Here is a 17020-nt window from a genome sequence, read left to right on the forward strand (position 1 = left end):
CGTGAAGGCTCACGCGGCACCGCACGCCGCTAACGGACAGAGAATCCTTGTTCGTTGCCGTACTCGATGCTGCGCTTCTTCCAGGTCTCCAGGACCTCCGCAAGAGTGCCTTGACGGCTGTCGTACAAGGGGGCGGCAACGTCCTCGTAGCTTGAGCGCGCCCATCCGAAGAACGGCGGATACTGCCAGCCGGTGGCCACGTTCTTGGATGCGTCTGCGAGAACCTGGTTGTATTTCTGGTCTCCGAAGAAGGGGTTTGTCTTGCTCAGGAAAGCCTCACTGTTGAGGTTTGAGAGGTTGGGAACGAACGCTCCTGCGTCGATGCGCGGCTGGAGTCCGTCACCGTGGGTGAAGTACTCGAGGAATGCGTAGGCCGCTTCCTTGTTTTGCGCTGCCGCTGGAATGGCCATGGCGCTTCCGCCGTTTTCCCCGCCGGACTTTTCGCCGGCCTCCCACTGGGGGAGTGGGGCAACCCGGAAGTTTCCAGCTGCGTCGGGTGCGCGCTCAGGGAGGGTGGAGGTGAACCAGCCGCCGATGAGCTGCGTTGCAAGGGTGCCCTCGTTCAGTCCCCGGTTCCAGTCATCGGACCAGTTGGTTACCTTTGTGTTGACGAGGTCTTCATCGAGGAGCTTCTGCCAGAAGGCCACGGCGCGGCTGCTGCCCGCGTCGTTGAAGTCAATGGTCACCTCCGTCCCGTTCACTTTGAATGGGTGGCCGCCACCCTCCCACATCAGGGACATCAGCAGGAAGATGTCGGCAGAGTCATTGGTGATGTAGTGGTCCCCGCCGAGTGCCCGGACCTTCTTGGCGGCCTGATAGAACTCGTCCCAGGTTGTGGGAGGCGCAGGAACGCCTGCTTGTGCGAGGACTGATTGGTTGTAGAACATCGCAGCCGGGCCATAGTCAGACGGAAGAGCGTAGGGCTTGCCATCGATGGTCACGTTGCCCCAGGCGGCATCGACATAATCAGAAGCGAGGTCCTGGGCGCCATACGGCGATAGATCAGTGAGCTTGCCGGGGATAGCGAAGAGGGGGAGCGAAAAGTACTCGAACATTGCAATGTCCGGCACCCCTGATCCGGCCTGAATAGCGTTGTCCAATGCTGTGTACTCATCGGTGGATGAACCGGCATTGACCACATTGACAGTGATGTTCGGATGGAGCTTTTCGAACCCTGTCACGGCTTCCTTGACGGTACCGTCCCAGCTCCAGACGGTGAGGGTGATGGGTTTGTCGGTAGGAACTCCGCTCTTGGCCGAAGCGTTTCCTCCGTCCGAGCAGCCGCTTAAGGCTACGGCAGAGGCAATTATCGCCGCTGCCGCAAGAATCTTCTTTGGCATTTACATACTCCTTCGTATCGATGATTTTTGCCCGGGAGCTCCGCCATGGGCCAGGGTGAAACGCGATGGGTACAACGTTGTACCTTAGATGCAAAAGCATCCTTGGCACGTGTAGTTCGTGTGGCGTTCCACCGGCTCGGAGCAGTTCAGGGCTCAGTGCTCATGTGTCTTGCGGGTCGCGCAGAGGAGGTGAGCGTCTGTAGGTACAACGTTGAACCTCATGGTAGGTGGATGCTTGCGAGAGCGTCAAGGAAAATCCGGAAGATTGCGTGAAGCTATGATCTAGGCATTGCCCTCGCAGGAGATGCTGCAGGGTAGGAAGGGCATTGAATGAACGCGAATCCGACTATTCATGATGTGGCCCGGGCAGCCGGAGTCTCGATCAAGACAGTATCGAATGTCCTCAACGACAACCCAAAGGTCGGCCCGGCCACCAGGCTTAGAGTGCGGCAAATTGTGGATGAGATGGGCTACCGGCCCAATCTTTCGGCACGCGGACTGCGTTCGGGAAAGACCGGAGTTATTGGCCTCGCGGTTCCCTCCCTTCGTGAGACCTACTTCGCCGAGTTGGCGGATTCTGTCATTCGTGCTGCTGCCAAGCGACGGCTGCGTGTTCTCATAGAGCAAACCAACGGGGATCGTGAGCTGGAGATTTCGATCCTCTCCGGCGGACAGATGCGTTTCACCGACGGATTGCTTTTTAGTCCCGCGGCAATCGGACAGCAGGACGTGGATGTCCTCACCACGGGCGATCCACTCGTCCTCCTCGGCGAACGTATTTTCGGAGGGCCGACCGACCACGTAACAATGCACAATACGTCGTCCGCCCGGGCTGCGGTGGAACACTTATTGGACATCGGGCGAACCAGAATCGCGCTCATCGGGGCTCCAGAGGCCATAGCCGATGACGCGAGTTCGGCGAGTCTGCGCGAGCGGGGCTACCGTCAAGCTTTGGAATCTGCAGGCATCCAGTATGACCCCCAACTCGTAGTGAGAGGTGGGACCTGGGTCCGGGAAACTGGCGTGGCCGCCATACGGCGTCTGATTGCCGACGGCACCGGATTCGACGCGATATTCGCCCTCAACGACACCCTTGCGCTCGGTGCCCTCCGCGCTCTTGCCCAGGCCGGACTCCACGTACCCGACGATGTTGCCCTGATCGGATTCGATAACCTCGATGAGGGCCGGTTCTCCATGCCCTCGCTCAGCAGCGTTGACCCTGGCAGGCTTGAGATCGCAGAGACGGCAGTGGATCTCTTGGTGAACCGAATCCAGGAAAGGGACGGGAAATCACCACCCAAGACGGTCAAAGCAGACTTCAAAATCGTCAAACGGGAATCAACAGGATTTAAGGGCGACGACAACCTCGTGGGCGGTGGGTAGCAACACGCCTACGGAAGTGGTTGGCATCTGGGACAGAAGTAGATGTCCCGCTCTTCGGTTCCATCCGGCGCTGCGAGGACGTCGCGACGAACAGGTGTTCCGCAGCGCCTGCATGGCTGCCGGGCCCGGCCATAAACCCAGTAGCCGGGCCTCATCGCCCGGGGGCCCAAGGTGGTCCGCAGGCCTGGACCCAGGTTCTCGCCCAGGAGCCGCTTGGCATCGTTGACTGTCTTGGCGAGGTCCGGCACTGAGCCCACAGGCAACGCGGGGTGGATTCCGGAAAGGAAGCACGCTTCGCAGCGATAGATGTTGCCGATCCCGGCAAGCTTCCGCTGATCGAGCAGTGCGTAGCCGATGGGGACGTCAGGTTCAGCGTGGAGCCGGCGGAGGGCTTCTTCTTCATCCCAGTCAGGGCCGAGTAGATCAGGCCCCAGATGCCCGACGATCCGATCTTCCTCGCTGGTTGGGACCACCTCAAGAATGCCCAACGAGAACCCGACCGCGTCAACGGAAGCCGTTCGCAGCACGCAACGCGCAGTGTGGCCTGGCTTCGTCCAGCGGCCTCCCGGCGGGTAGACCATCCAACTGCCTTCCATCTTGAGATGGGAATGGATGGTCAGCTCACGCGGTTTCCTGCTCGCTCCGGGCTCCTCGTCCGCAGGTCCCACCAGGCGCATGAGTAGGTGTTTGCCCCGGGGGACCACCTCGGTCAGTGTCCAACCCGCTAGGTTCAGGGTGGCGAAACGCGGTACCCGGAAGTCTGAAGCTATTATGACCTGCCCGGCCAAGGCCGCGTTAAGGCGCGAAGCTGCGCGCCAAATGGAATCTCCCTCAGGCACGGATCCGCAGCCCCTTCGGGGTTGAGTAGGCTCCGGCAGCCGCAAGAGCAGCAGCAATCGGAGTGTCCAGGAGATCGTGACCGTTGACCTTTTCCATGAAAAGCTTGTCCACTGCTCCGCGTCGCACCACGTCCACCAAAGCTTGGGCAGCCGCCGCAAGGACGGTGTCGTCGTGGCTGAAGGTGAGAAGAGTCTTACCGCCGCGCTCAACATAAAGGACCAACGCGCCGTCGACCATCACCACCAGCGCGCCGGCCTTCCGTCCTGGGCGGTGTCCGGAACCGGCGTCGACGGACAGCGCCGGCCACGGCAAGGCGGCGCCGTAAGGGTTGGCCGGGTCCGTGGCTGCAAGTGCCAGTGCCGTGGGCTCTGCCTTGGTAATGCGCGCATCTTCGGTGAAGGAACGGAGCCTGTCCACCGTCGCGGGGACGGCGAATTGGGCGGCTCCCAAGTGCTCGATGAAGTAGCCGCGGCGGCAACGCCCGGCTTCCTCGAGCCGGGCCAGAACTTTGTACATGAGTCCGAAACCGCCGATGATATTCTCGGCCATGACCGAGCCCCGGGTGACCACGCCATAGCGGTCCAGCAGAAGCTCGGCGGTGCCGCGAGCATGGATGGTCGGGTCGAGTTCGGGGGAAGGCAGCGCGGACCAGCGTCCTACGGCCGATGGCGGGGCGGGAGCGGTGCCGGAGACGGAACCATAGCGCCCACCCGTCAGGCCGGGGGAGCCTAGAAGGCCCGTACCGTGGGAGCGCCCCAACCTGCTCATTCTCGGGGCACGCGCGCGGGGTGCCTTGGCAACCTGCCGATGTGCTGTGCGCCCACCGGCGATCATGGCGCGCACGGGAGCAAAGGTGTCACCCGTGACGCGGCCGGCCCACACCAGATCCCAGAGCGCCGAGACCACTGCATCATCGCTCAGCACAGAGTCCATTCCGCCTGCCACTTCAGTGAGCTGGCGGAAGAAGTAACCGCCACCTGCACCCAGGTAGTCCAGGAGCCGCTGTTGCGCATCCCCGGGTTCGAAGTCCAGGGCCGGATTGAGCGTCAACTCGGCGGAGTCAGCCACATGGAGACTGATCCAACCGTCGTTTCCGGGCAAGGCGCCAGCCCCGGACCACAACAACTCACCGGCAGCCATGAGCTCGTCCAACATGGCTGGTTTGTAGTCCGCCACGCGGCTGGAGAGCACCAATGGCTCCCATGCGGACGCGGGGATGGGAACGCCTGAGAGTTGATCAACCGCCGTGATGATGCCATCGAGTCCGCGCAGTGCCTGGCTTCGGGACTTCCCGGGTGCGGTCACGTTCTGCCATGCCGGCAGGAACCGCCCATAGGCGGCAGTGTCAACGGGCTCAACCTCTGCGCGCAAGGCGGCCAGAGAACGACGCCGGAGCTTCCGCAGGACCTCGGCATCACACCATTCGCTGGACGGCGGTGCGTCCGCCGACATGAGCTCGGAGTCCAGCGGCTCTTGTGGGGTGCTCTCCGTCGCCACGGCATGTGGCCGGAACTCGCCCTCCACGACACGGCCATCGGCAGCGAGCCGCTTCAGTGCAGTATTGACGACGGCGACGCCAAGTCCCAGCCTGGATGCGGCCTCGGCTGCTGTGAATGGTCCGTGCGTGCGCGCATACCGTGAGACGAGATCGCCCAGGGGATCGTGGACGGGCTCAATGAAGGCGAGCGGCACGCCCATGGGCAGGGGGACACCAATGGCGTCGCGCAGCCGGGCGGCATCTTCCACTGCCGCGAAACGCTCGACGCCGCCGATCGTTACTTTTAGCGCCCGGTTGGCTTTCTGGAGTGCGGCAAGGTGTGAGCCGGCGTCCGGCCCTTCCTCAAGGCGCTCCGCCACTTCCTCAACACTGAGCGGACCAAGCAACCGGAGGAGGTCAGCGACGCCTTCCATTCCCCGCACGCGACGGTCCGGCACCAGCCGCTGCAGCTCGCGTTCCGTGGCATCAATGACTGCGGCGTCAAGAAGCTCGCGCAGTTCCACTCTGCCCAACAGCTCATTGAGCAGCGTGGAATCCAAGGCGAGGGCTGCCGCCCGACGCTCCGCCAAGGGCGAATCGCCCTCGTAAAGGAACTGTGCCACATAGCCAAACAGCAGGGACTTCGCGAAGGGTGATGGCTGCTGGGTGGTGGTCTCCACAATGCGAAGCTCGCGACGTTCGACTGATGCCGCGATGTCCTTGAGGGCGGGCAGATCGTAAACATCCTGCAAGCATTCGCGGACGGTTTCGAGCACGATAGGGAAGGACGGGTACTTCCGGGCGACGTCCAGCAATTGGGCAGAGCGTTGACGCTGCTGCCATAGGGGTTGGCGCTTGGCTGGGTTTTGGCGGGGCAGCAGCAGGGCGCGGGCGGCGCACTCACGGAACCGGGAGGCGAACAACGCACTCCCGCCAACCTCGGCGGTGACGATCTGTTCGAGTTCCTCGGGATCGAACAGGAACAGTTCAGCACCGGGTGGCTCGTCCTCCATCATGGGCACGCGAAGAACGATGCCGTCATCGGCCGCCATGGCTGAACCATCCAAGCCGTATCGCTGCTGAAGGCGTTGTCCAACGGCCAAAGCCCACGGCGCGTGAACAGGCATGCCGAACGGGCTGTGGAGAACAACACGCCAGTCCCCGAGTTCGTCATGGAAACGTTCCACAACCAATGTTCGATCGCTGGGAACGATGTTTGTGGCCTGCTTCTGTTCTTCCAGATACTGCAGCAGATTGCCGGCCGCGAAGGCATCGAGCCCACTTGCCTGGCAGCGCTCCATGGCGGGCGCGGGGTCGGCCGCGGAGAGCTCGCGGATGAAGGCTCCCAAAGCGCGGCCGAGATCCACCGGACGGCCCAGCGAATCGCCCTTCCAGAAGGGGAGCTTTCCAGGCTGGCCGAAAGCAGGGGAGACCAAAACGCGATCATGGGTGATGTCTTCGATTTTCCAGCTGGTGGCTCCGAGGGCAAAGATATCGCCTACCCGCGATTCGTAAACCATTTCTTCGTCGAGTTCGCCAACGCGGCGTCCACCTTTCGCGGCACGGGCGGAGGCGCTGGGGCCTTCACCATCGGCGTTGGCCGGGGATGAGGATCCTTCAACTTCCGTGCCGATGATGTACACGCCGAAAAGGCCTCTGTCAGGAATGGTGCCGCCGGAGGTGACCGCAAGTCGCTGTGCCCCCGGCCTGCCTTCGATGGTGCCTGCATGCCGGTCCCAGATAATGCGTGGCCGAAGTTCTGCAAATTCGTCGGACGGATACCGTCCGGCCAGGAGATCCAGCGTGGCCTCGAACGCGGACCGGGGCAGGCTGGCAAACGGCGCCGATCGGCGCACGGTGCTGAACCATTCCTCGACGTCGATGCTGCCCAGGGCCGTGGCGGCGACGGTTTGCTGGGCCAGGATGTCCAAGGGATTGGTGGGGATGCTGAGGCGCTCGATTTGGCCGCTGAGCATCCGTTCCACTGTGACGGTGGTGTGAAGGAGGTCGGCCCGGTGCTTGGGGAACAACACGCCCTCGGAGATCTCGCCCACTTGGTGGCCGGCACGCCCTACTCGCTGCAGGCCGCTGGCTACCGAGGGCGGTGACTCCACCTGGATGACAAGGTCCACGGCTCCCATATCGATGCCAAGTTCCAGTGACGATGTGGCAACGACGCAGCGCAGCCTGCCCGACTTCAGGTCATCCTCGATCATTGCCCTCTGGTCCTTGGAAACCGAACCGTGGTGGGCGCGTGCCAAGACAGGATCTGCTCCGCTGGTGCTGCCAGCCTGGGCCATCATATGCGCCGGTGTCGCAGTGGACACGGGAGCTGCCCCCGCGGACTCGGTGGCCGGCCCGGTGCCCCAGCTTCCCGAATCCTCTGCCTTGCCGGCAGCACCCCACTCACCGCCGGCTGCGGCCAACATTTGCCGCTCGGCATGGATCTCGTTCAATCTGGCGGTCAGCCGCTCGGCCAGGCGGCGTGAGTTGGCGAAGACTATGGTGGACTGCTTGGAAAGGACAAGATCGACAATCTGTTCCTCAACATGGGGCCAGATGGATGCTTGCGGCTGAAGCCCGGAGGCCGGGCCGGAGTCAAACGCGCCCGCAGCCCCTTGGAGGTCCGACATGTCCTCCACAGGCACAGTGACTGTGAGGTTCCAGTTCTTCTTGGACGGCGGAGCCACAATTTCCACAGGTGCCTGGCCGGCCAGGAACTGGGCCACCAGCTCACGCGGCTGCACCGTAGCAGAGAGGCCGATCCGCTGGGCAGGCTTCGATAGAAGGGCATCGAGCCTTTCCAAGGACACGGCAAGGTGGGCGCCCCGCTTGGTTCCAGCTACAGCGTGCACCTCGTCGATGATGATGGTGTCTACTTCGCTCAACGTTTCCCGGGCACGGGACGTCAGCATCAAGAAAAGGGACTCCGGCGTGGTGATCAGGATGTCCGGCGGGTTCGATAACAGCGAGCGGCGATCAGCCGCCGTCGTATCTCCGGAGCGGACTCCGACTGTCACAAGAGGTGCCGGCAGTCCCAATCGTTTGGCGGTTTGCGTTATCCCGATGAGCGGTGAGCGAAGGTTCCGCTCCACGTCCACGCCCAGTGCTTTGAGTGGCGAAATGTAAAGGACGCGGGTCTTTGTTTTAGGACGTTTGGCTCGACCCTTCCCGTCGGCAACGGATTCCAACCCCGGCAACGTGTCCGACGGCGTGGAATGCAATCTGTCCAAGGCCCAAAGGAAGGCGGCAAGAGTCTTGCCGGAACCAGTGGGGGCCACCACCAGGGCATGCGAGCCCGAAGAGATAGCGTTCCAGGCGCCATCCTGGGCGGGGGTGGGCGCGGAAAAAGCGCCAAGGAACCATTCCCTGGTTGCCTGGCTGAAACGGCCGATGGCGCCCGTGGACGCCTGCTGCTCCTGCATTCCTCCATCATGCCCCACGGCTCAGACAGAATAAGCCCGAGCCGTGGGTTGATGGTTAGACGGTCTGGAAGGCAGTGATGGTCAGTAGTTTGATGCCGGTGTTGCTGCAGGCATCGTGCTGCTCGGCAACGAACAGTGACGCGGTGTCATTTGGCGGGTAGATGCGGTAACCGGCAGCAGGCACCTTGGTGCAGTCGCCGTAGTTTCCAGCCTGGGTGTAGCGCAGTTCAGCCCACGCCGATTTGCCCGGGGCAAGCTCAATCTTGGTGACCGGCGTGGTGGTTTCGCGGGTAGCAGGCTCGCCGATAGGGGCACCGTTGGCGTCGGCCGTCAAAGAAACGCCTGCGAAACCCTCAAGGGTACAAGGCGTGGTTCCGGAGTTCGTCAGGATCAGTTTTTCGTAGATGCTTCCGGCAGCGCCGCCGCCAGTGGAATCAGTGGCGGCAGTCAGGGAATCGGCCTTGCATTGACCTTCGGCGGCGGGTGCTGCGGAGCTGACCGTTCCCGACGGCGAAGGCGAGTTGCTCGCGCTGGGGGAAGCCGACGTCGGAGATGCCGAAGATGAGGTGGGCGGGGCACTGCTGCTTCCCGCGGGGCTTGGGCTTGGCCCGCAAGCAGCAAGGAGCAGCAGCGAGGCTGCCGCCGTCGTCGTCACAAGTCCGGTTTTGATGCGCTGAGTCCACATGGGCACCAGCCTTGCGCCGGGTGTGACGCGAGTCAATTGAGCCACGGCAAGGAAAGAGGATTGGCGTCCGGATCGTGATCTTTCCGGACGCCAATCCGCTAAAGGTTCGCCCTGTTACTTGGCGTCGACCTTGGCTGCTGCTGTCTTCGCTGACCGGCCGCGGAAGAATCCGGCGCCGCCCAGGCCCAAACCAGCGATACCGGCAACAAGGCCCGCCCAGCTGCGTGCCTGTGATCCGTCGTCGGTCACCGATGACGCCTGCTCTGTTGACACCGTGCCTGCTGCGTGGTGGTCACCTTCGGCTTCGGCCGGTGTGATGGTTACGGACGGGGCCGGGGCCTTGAGTTCGTGCTCGTCCTGTCCCTCCTTCGGGATCTCCGACCAGTCAGTCTGGCCCTGCTCGCAGGTCTGCAGAGTGGGGAAGTAAAGCGTCTTGCCGGCGGCGTCGGGCAGCTTGACCGAGAGAACCAAAGCATCACGAAGATGCGGGTCCAGCGGAGCCTTGGCTGTGTACACGATCTGGCTGGTCCGCTTGGTGATGGTGGTGCCATTGTCCAGCTTCTTCGGCTCGGCCAACGTCTCTGTAACTTTCTCGACGGTCCAGTTTGGGTTGACCGTGGGCTGGGCATCGGTCAATTCCTCGGGCAACGAGATAGCGACTTTTGTTGTGCCGAACGTGTCGCATCCGTGGGGGATACCGAACGTCAACAGGGCGTACGAGTTTGCGGCAGTCTTGTTCGGATCGGCCGATACGTGTGCGGATGCTCCGGCCAGGCCGGCCATCATCAAGGCGGCGGTTCCGCCAGCGGCAGCGGTCGCGGACAGGCTACGGCGGAGGGTGGACTTCTTCATGGGATTGCCTTTCAAGGGCGCCGGAGTTGGCGCCGGGTACGGGTTTATGGCCCGTCACCAAAGGCGTCTGCTTGGTGCGTTGCGCTGGTGCCGGGCGGAATCAGGGAAGAACGACGGCGGCGGGCGGGCCGCGGCGGCTGTCTTGCCTCAGGTTCCGCCAAGGGCGGGGCAGGAAAACGTCCGGTGCGCCGACGGCGATAGGGGAGGCGCCGGCGTCGGGCCTGAACAGCAGGGTGGGCAGCGCAACCAATGGACGCAGCCACGCCGCCAGCTGCCACAGCGCGTCCTCGCCCTTGGCCAGGATCACGGCAGAGCCGATCGTGGCCAGGATGTGGCCAGCCAACATCACGGCGCCCAGAGTTGAGTCCAGCTCATGGAGGTGGGGCGCCGCTGTGTAGAGCAAAGGATTCAGGGGCTCGGCCGCGGCGTGGTGCGCATTTCCTTGGGCTGTTGCCGTCACTGGACTCAAAGCTGTGAAGGCTTCGTGGAGTACGAACTGGCTGGTTCCAAGCAAGGCTGTCATGGAGGCGACGTTGAGTTTGAAGCGCGTGGCCAGCGTCGCGGCCAATGCCGTCAAGGCGACAAGTGCCAACAGGACCGGGACAACGGGAAGTTCGCCGCCGCCGATCACATGGGCTCCGGCAGCAAGAAACACGATAACGAGCGAGATCGCGCCGGACCGCAAGGCATGGAAGGGTGCCCGGGGCTGCGATAAGCGCACGGAGTCCTCCCTAAATAGCCTGCCTGGATGCTGCTGTTGTCAGCGTCCTGATTCTATCGGGAGTTCGGAGCTGGACTGGCCTCGGATGGGTGCCTATGTGGATACTTTGACGCTTTGTGGCGATGCCGGCGCATTAGGTGCGGACAAAGGTTGGTCCGGGTGGCTCCGGGATACGGCTGAGGTCCGCACCAGGACGACGACGGCGGAGCTCAAGTTTCAGGCTTTCCTCACCACGCGCCATGGCCCAGTGGTGGTTGGCCGAGAATGCAGGCTTCAGGAGCCAGCTCAGCCTGCGCAGGAGTGGCTTGGCGGCGCTGACCCGCCAGTCGTAGGTGATGACGACTTCAGGGCCGTCGGTTTCGAAAGTCCAGCGGCCAGTGCCGTTGAGGTCTCCCTCGGCTTTGAGCGCAAAGCTGTGCAGGGTAACGGGTTCGGTAACTGTGAGCCGCCAACGCAAGGTGTAAGGAAGCCAGCCCTTGGTGTGGAGGTCGAAGGATTTACCGGTGCCATCCGGGTTGCCCTCGTTTACCGGGGTGACTTGGAGATAGACGGCAGGCCACCACTGCTTGAGGGTACCCGCGTTGCCGAGGACATCCACCACTTCCTCGCGTGTTCCGGGCACACGCCACACGGTGACGAACTCGTAGTCGGTGCTTTTGCTCGTCTTATTGGTCAACCCGGCCATTGCTGCCTCCGCAGTGGGTGTGGCTCCGAGGGTGTCTTGTGGCATCCGTGATTAATGTACTGCTGACACGGCGGCTGTTCCTACGAAAAGTCGCTGCTGGGCGGACCTGTATGAGTAGGACTCCGGCGGGAAATAGCTGGACTGAAGTTCAGGTCATGGAAAGCACTAACATCCGTAAGATACTTAGTATCAAGCAAATTAGGTCTTGACCTTTAAGCACTAAGAAGATAAAAATGACGAAGTGCCAATAATCTTCACCACGTTCGGCACCTCGCCAGCCCCGCACTTGGGCCACGTTTGACGGCGAATTTGCATCTGTTGTTGGTAATTGAGAAGTCGCATGAGGGAGCCTCCAATGACGGAGGCCTATCTCTCGCCGTGGTTTGTCCAGCCGCCGATGACCGGTGGATGCCCCAGCTTCGAAAACTGGATTCGAAGCCCTCCCTACCTTAAGGATGTCCAATGGACACGACGAGCGAATTCAAGAAACAGGAAGAGGCAAAGCCGAAATGGTGGGTTCTGTTTCTTACATGCGCGGCTGTAGTGCTCGATGGTTATGACACGGTCGCGCTGGGTGTGTCCATACCTACGATTGCCAAGGATTGGGGGGTTCAGCCCTCGTTCTTCACTCCTGCCCTCTCGCTGACCAGCGCCGGAGTGGCTCTGGGATATCTCGCTGTGGGACGCCTCGTGGCCAGGCTGGGCACCCGGAACGTCATCCTTTCTGCAGTTGTGGTCTTCACTGTTGGTTCGCTGCTGACAGCGTGGTCGACTTCGATTGTGGAACTCACGATTCTGCGGTTCATAACGGGTCTGGGATTGGGAGCCGTTCTTCCAGCCGCTGTATCGCATGCAACCGCAGTCAATCCCGCACGCTTGCGTCAATCCATTGCAGTGGTCGTGATGACGGGCATCTCCTTCGGGGCACTCATTGCGGGTCTCACCGGCAGTGGCATTGTGGGCGCATTTGGGTGGGAATGGGTGTTCATTTTGGGTGCTATCGCCTCTGGCGTTCTCCTGCCATTCCTGTGGTTCGGGTTGTCAGGCAGCCAAGCGTCAGACCCGCTCCACGAAGCGCCCGAGGCCAAGCACCATGCGTCGGTTGCCCGCCTGTTCGATGCCTCTGTTCGAAGCAGGACGCTGCTCCTGTGGGCCTTTTCCTTCCTCATATTCGCCGTGTTCTACGTGTTCTCGTCGTGGTTGCCGACCCTGCTCACCAGTTACGGCTTCAGTGCCGGGCTAGCACCCTTGGGGTCAGCAGCTCTGGGCATCGGAAGCATCGTGGGTGCTGGCGTGCTGATTGTCGGATCGCGTCGATTCCGCATGACGTCCGTGCTGGCTGGAACCTCGGCCGTCGCCATTACGTTCCTTGTTGTTTCTGCGTTTCTCGGCCCCGACAAAACTCTGCTGCTGCTGGTCTTCGGTGGAGTCGGCCTGGGACTCCAGGCCGGAATGATCGGCGCTACGGCGCTGGCGGTCACACTGTATCCGCAAGCAACCGTGACGGCCGGCGTCGGATGGGCTGCTTCGCTGGGCCGACTCGGATCCGTGGTTGGGCCGATCTTCGGCGGGGTCCTCATTGGATTCGGCGTGGATACCAGCTTCATTGTTCTTTCAGTCTGTGTCCCTGTGATCATTGCTCTTGCCTTGGTGTTGGTTGTAGGGCGTATCACCGCATCAAGGGCCTCTACTCCGACACCAACACACCAGGAGAAATCGCCCCTGGCTTCGCCCCGTACGTAGAGCACGCTGTCCCTTATGGCTAGCCGCCGTCTAACCGCCTTCATACAGAGCCGATGACACCGATCTGCATCATGTTTGGGGGGTGCGGCCACGTAATTAGTAGTCGGTGCTTTTGCTGGTTCGTTGTGCTGAATCGTACCGAGAGATTGGTCTCCCCGCCTTAGCTTTCCGGGAGCGCCCCGATCTCGCTCGTGGTGACTACCAGAGCGACTCGCGGTGGCGGATTAAGAATGCCGATGCCGTTGTTGCCGACACTAGGCTTGACGATTGTGTACATAGGTCATTTCGCCGCAGCTGCGGTCATTCTCGCAGTTGCGCCTGAAACGCCCGCCTTACCCATCGCCGTGGCAGTCGCGTGGCCAGACATTGTTTGGCCTGGATTGGTTTTCGCTGGCAAAGAGTCGGTTAAAGTGGACCGCAATAATCCGCTGCAATCCCGCGTCAAATTCACCTCCTACCCGTACTCACATTCGCTGGTCCTCGGTGGTGCGCTCAGTATTGTGCCCGCACTGCTGGCCGGGCTGATTTATCAGAGTGTCCTTGTAGGTGTTCTTTTTTGGGTCGGCGTCCTGTCTCACTGGCTTCTGGATGCGGTGGTCCACCTCCGGGACCTTCCAGTACTTGGCTGGGGACGGAATGATCGCCGCGTCGGCTTTGGCCTGTGGGCCCGGCCCCGACTGGCGTTCGTGCTGGAGTATGTGTTCTTTGCCGCGAGCGTTCTTTTGGTGGCCCCACCTTCGATGTTTGTAGGGCTGCTTGGCGGAGGGTTGCTGCTTCATTTGTTCAATATCAACTCGTTCTTCGGCTTTACCAAGAAGAACCCAGTGGGCACGCCCAAACGCTTCGCTTTGCTGGCACTGGTTGGCTACGTCATCGCGATCATCTGGTTCACGATGTCATGGCAGTAGCAGTTGCCTCGCGCGGGAAAGAGTTCCGTTCAAGCTGATGTGGGACTGCATCGAGGATTAGTCTTCTGGAATGGAATCCTGGCACTGTAACCGGCTAAGCGTGAGCCAGGCCGAACTTGTAGAAAGCTGGTTGCCAGGTGTTCGTCTCCTCAAGGATCTCTCCTGGAATCTCGTAGATACCGCAGTCCTTGAAGTAGCGAACAGGCACCATAAGTACTTCGTACCGGCCCGAAGTGGGGGAGGTCACATCGCTCTTGGTACTGGCTCCCGGCATGCGACCGGCCCTCGGGTCCAAGAAGCCGTTTCCGGAAGTCGGCCAGCTCTTCGCGGTACCTATCCTGGATTTGTACACTCAATGCATAAATATCCACCCGGACAACTTGCCCGGAGCAACGCCCCGTGGGTGAACGTGGCACGGTTCATGTCATTCGGATGTGATTTTGGAGCTTCAGGCTAAAGGTAGGGTAAGCCACATGCGCACTCATCTGCTTGCCCGGCTAGGACTCGCGGCGGTCCTCACACTCTCTTTCGCGGCCGTCGATCAGGGTGTCGACAGTGCATTGGCAGCCCCTGAGGCGACGACCATATATGCAGTTGACGGCAGGCCCTCTGCCGTCGCCTATGACCCGGCGGCGCGAACGGTCTACGCTGCCGATCGGAACGGAAATACTGTCTCCGTTCTGAAGGATGGCGTGCTGACGGCGAAAGTTGTCGTCGGCAACTACCCAACCGGAGTCGCTTTGGACCCGGTTTCGCATGCCGTCTACGTGGTCAATTCCGCAAGTAATTCGGTGTCGGTCATCAGTGGAACGGTGGTGACGGCTACTATCCCGGTGGGTAACGAGCCGTGGGGGATCGCTGTGGATCCGAGTACCCGGAAGGTCTATGTCGGCAGCTCAGGAACTGGCACGGTCTCGGTCATCGAGGGCAACGCAGTTACCGGCTCCATCGCAGTCGGCGGCGGGTTTCTCAGAGGTCTTACCGTAGACACGTCATCTCATGCCGTTTACGTATCCAATTACAGCACCAACAGCGTTTCAGTCATCGTCGGAAACGCGGTGACGCAGGTCATCCCGGTGGGTAACGGACCGTGGGGGATCGCTGTGGATTCGGCGACCCATGACGTGTACGTGCCGAGCGTCTTCGACGGAAAGGTTACGGTCCTCAACGGCGGAGCCGTGGTGCGAACCATCAAATTCGACACGTACGACGCCTTCCCGCAGGACGTAGCAGTGGACTCAACGACAGGCACGCTGTACGTCACGAACCCCGGCCGCAACACGCTATCCGTCGTCAATGGCACCTCGGTGACACAAATGCTTCCCATCCAGCAGCCCGGCCAGCCGGTTGTGGACCCGGTGACACATACTGTGTACGTCGCCTCTGGCAGCGGCTCAGTGTCGGTCATTCGGGATCCATCCAACCGGGATTTCACCACGGACGGTCGTGCTGATGTGTTGGCCAGGGACACCAACGGAACGCTGTGGCTGTACCCAACCAACGGTACGGGAGGCTGGCTCGTTCCAGGCCCGGTAGGCCAGGGCTGGAACTCCATGACAACCATCATGGCGAGCGGCGACTTCAACACCGATGGACGCGCGGACGTACTGGCCCGTGACAGCAGCGGAGTGTTGTGGCTGTACCCGGGGAACGGAGACCGCGGCTGGCTTCCACGGGTTCAGGTCGGGCAGGGCTGGCAGTCGATGACCGCTCTTGCCGGTCCTGGAGATTTCAACAGCGACGGCTTTCCTGATGTTCTGGCCAGGGACGCTGGTGGTGTTCTGTGGCTGTACCCAGGCAACGGAGCTGGCGGCTGGTTTGCTCGTACACAGGTCGGTCAGGGCTGGAACGCCATGACGACGATTCTTGGTGGCGGAGACTTCACCGGAGATGGGGAAGTCGATGTTGTGGCGCGGGACTTGAACGGCATCTTGTGGATTTACCCCGGGGACGGGACCGGAGGCTGGCAGTCACGGGTCCAGGCCGGCCAGGGCTGGAACATCATGAGCGCCATCATCGGGCCCGGCGACTTCAATGGTGACGGCCGTTCCGACTTGCTGGCACGTGACACTGCCGGGATCCTATGGCTGTATCCCCGAGCCGAGGGCAACAACTGGATACCGCGCGTGCAGGTTGGGCAGGGCTGGAATGTCATGAACGCTCTTGTCTGAGGCCCACTTGTCCGCAGCAGATGCAGACTCACGCATGGAGATTGACGAAGGAGCCAGGCGTTGGCATGACCAGGCCGTCGCCGCGGGGGAGGAGCGAATTCTTGCCCGAACTGTGGACGGTGATCTCTACAGCTACCGCCGGGACGAAATCACCCTTGGCGGGAAATACGCGCCGACAGTGGCGCCTCTGTGGTTCATGACGACATTCGCCCTGCTGTTCGGTTCATTGACAGTTTTCGCCTTCGTGCTTTCAGTCGTATTCGCAGTATCAGATGGTCAACGGGGACGGCTGGCCCTGCCATGTGGCTTTTCCCTCTTCGCCTGGTTCCTCGCCTTTTGGGCGCGTCAGGACTGGGACGCCCGGGCACGGCGAAGGGAACGGGGTGTTCCTGAGCCAAAGACGGGCAAGAGACCGCTCAAGATTGATCTTCAATGGCCACCGCCCCGAACGCGGAAGGCTGGTTGATGCCCTTGCCGGTCGATGGTGCGTTCCCGGCTAATTTGTCCGTCTGCGGGCGCCCCGCGGCCGTGCGACAAATTAGGCCAGCTGCGCCGTGAATGGCCGGCTGCGTGTTGGACCGCTATCGTCGGACGGCTAATGGGCACTTTGAGAGCGTGGAAATCTGCTCGCTCGCATGTTCATTCGGCTACGTCAGCGAAGTACTGCCCGATGTCGTAATTGCCGATCAATCGTGCTAGCTGTATTGACCACGGACGTTGATGACGCTCGGCGTGGTTTGGTGACATGAAGAAGACCTCCGGGTGGAGTGGGGCTTGTCTAGAGTCCAAT

Annotated in this window: 13 protein-coding genes; 5 read left to right on the plus strand and 8 right to left on the minus strand. The window is 61.6% G+C overall.

The genetic code is table 11. The features are described 5' to 3' along the window. Positions 1-29 precede the first annotated feature (29 nt). The gene (locus J2Y41_RS20225) at positions 30-1340 is read right to left on the minus strand and encodes a sugar ABC transporter substrate-binding protein (protein ID WP_309931189.1); all 1311 of its coding nucleotides are present in this window, start codon (positions 1338-1340) and stop codon (positions 30-32) included. A 330-nt stretch (positions 1341-1670) separates the two neighbouring features. Between J2Y41_RS20225 and J2Y41_RS20230 the strand changes: the two genes are divergently transcribed. After that, a complete protein-coding gene (locus J2Y41_RS20230; RefSeq protein WP_309931191.1) occupies positions 1671-2723 on the plus strand; it encodes a LacI family DNA-binding transcriptional regulator in 1053 nt (350 codons plus the stop codon). Positions 2724-2731: 8 nt separating this feature from the next. On the opposite strand, the gene J2Y41_RS20235 is transcribed toward J2Y41_RS20230, so the two are convergent. From J2Y41_RS20235 to J2Y41_RS20260, 6 genes are all read right to left on the minus strand, one after another. Continuing rightward, on the minus strand, positions 2732-3562 hold the full coding sequence (locus J2Y41_RS20235; protein ID WP_309931193.1) for a DNA-formamidopyrimidine glycosylase family protein: 831 nt from the start codon (positions 3560-3562) through the stop codon (positions 2732-2734). After that, positions 3555-8465: an ATP-dependent helicase gene (locus J2Y41_RS20240; RefSeq protein ID WP_309931194.1), complete on the minus strand. Its 4911-nt coding sequence runs from the start codon at positions 8463-8465 to the stop codon at positions 3555-3557. Before J2Y41_RS20240 ends, J2Y41_RS20235 begins: the two co-directional genes overlap by 8 nt. Positions 8466-8520: 55 nt before the next feature. After that, positions 8521-9150: a DUF4232 domain-containing protein gene (locus J2Y41_RS20245; RefSeq protein ID WP_309931196.1), complete on the minus strand. Its 630-nt coding sequence runs from the start codon at positions 9148-9150 to the stop codon at positions 8521-8523. A 114-nt stretch (positions 9151-9264) separates the two neighbouring features. After that, complete coding sequence (locus J2Y41_RS20250) at positions 9265-10002, minus strand: YcnI family protein (RefSeq protein WP_309931197.1); 738 nt, start codon at positions 10000-10002, stop codon at positions 9265-9267. Between the two features lie 100 nt (positions 10003-10102). After that, positions 10103-10723 carry a hypothetical protein gene (locus J2Y41_RS20255; protein WP_309931199.1) on the minus strand — a complete coding sequence of 207 codons (621 nt, stop codon included), beginning with the start codon at positions 10721-10723 and terminating at the stop codon, positions 10103-10105. Between the two features lie 133 nt (positions 10724-10856). Next, complete coding sequence (locus J2Y41_RS20260; RefSeq protein ID WP_396133571.1) at positions 10857-11408, minus strand: SRPBCC family protein; 552 nt, start codon at positions 11406-11408, stop codon at positions 10857-10859. A gap of 462 nt (positions 11409-11870) precedes the next feature. Between J2Y41_RS20260 and J2Y41_RS20265 the strand changes: the two genes are divergently transcribed. Then, positions 11871-13151: an MFS transporter gene (locus J2Y41_RS20265; RefSeq protein ID WP_309931201.1), complete on the plus strand. Its 1281-nt coding sequence runs from the start codon at positions 11871-11873 to the stop codon at positions 13149-13151. 260 nt (positions 13152-13411) lie between these two features. Continuing rightward, entirely contained in the window at positions 13412-14059 is a 648-nt protein-coding gene (locus J2Y41_RS20270; RefSeq protein ID WP_309931203.1) for a hypothetical protein, read from the plus strand. Between the two features lie 94 nt (positions 14060-14153). On the opposite strand, the gene J2Y41_RS20275 is transcribed toward J2Y41_RS20270, so the two are convergent. Then, entirely contained in the window at positions 14154-14306 is a 153-nt protein-coding gene (locus J2Y41_RS20275; RefSeq protein ID WP_309931204.1) for a hypothetical protein, read from the minus strand. A gap of 226 nt (positions 14307-14532) precedes the next feature. Between J2Y41_RS20275 and J2Y41_RS20280 the strand changes: the two genes are divergently transcribed. Further along, a complete protein-coding gene (locus J2Y41_RS20280) occupies positions 14533-16230 on the plus strand; it encodes an FG-GAP-like repeat-containing protein (protein WP_309931206.1) in 1698 nt (565 codons plus the stop codon). 34 nt (positions 16231-16264) lie between these two features. Then, positions 16265-16696, plus strand: coding sequence for a hypothetical protein (locus tag J2Y41_RS20285; RefSeq protein WP_309931208.1), 432 nt, complete (start codon positions 16265-16267; stop codon positions 16694-16696). The last annotated feature ends 324 nt before the right edge of the window (positions 16697-17020 follow it).

Source organism: Arthrobacter sp. 1088, from assembly GCF_031455315.1.
Classification (GTDB): Bacteria; Actinomycetota; Actinomycetes; order Actinomycetales; family Micrococcaceae; genus Arthrobacter.

What these genes read in the sequence shown, in the direction of transcription:
- J2Y41_RS20260 (WP_396133571.1), bottom strand. Translation starts at nt 11,408, where the DNA reads ATGGCCGGGTTGACCAATAAGACGAGCAAAAGCACCGACTACGAGTTC.
- J2Y41_RS20280 (WP_309931206.1), top strand. Translation starts at nt 14,533, where the DNA reads ATGCGCACTCATCTGCTTGCCCGGCTAGGACTCGCGGCGGTCCTCACA.
- J2Y41_RS20250 (WP_309931197.1), bottom strand. Translation starts at nt 10,002, where the DNA reads ATGAAGAAGTCCACCCTCCGCCGTAGCCTGTCCGCGACCGCTGCCGCT.
- J2Y41_RS20265 (WP_309931201.1), top strand. Translation starts at nt 11,871, where the DNA reads ATGGACACGACGAGCGAATTCAAGAAACAGGAAGAGGCAAAGCCGAAA.
- J2Y41_RS20240 (WP_309931194.1), bottom strand. Translation starts at nt 8,465, where the DNA reads ATGCAGGAGCAGCAGGCGTCCACGGGCGCCATCGGCCGTTTCAGCCAG.
- J2Y41_RS20285 (WP_309931208.1), top strand. Translation starts at nt 16,265, where the DNA reads ATGGAGATTGACGAAGGAGCCAGGCGTTGGCATGACCAGGCCGTCGCC.
- J2Y41_RS20230 (WP_309931191.1), top strand. Translation starts at nt 1,671, where the DNA reads ATGAACGCGAATCCGACTATTCATGATGTGGCCCGGGCAGCCGGAGTC.
- J2Y41_RS20245 (WP_309931196.1), bottom strand. Translation starts at nt 9,150, where the DNA reads ATGTGGACTCAGCGCATCAAAACCGGACTTGTGACGACGACGGCGGCA.
- J2Y41_RS20225 (WP_309931189.1), bottom strand. Translation starts at nt 1,340, where the DNA reads ATGCCAAAGAAGATTCTTGCGGCAGCGGCGATAATTGCCTCTGCCGTA.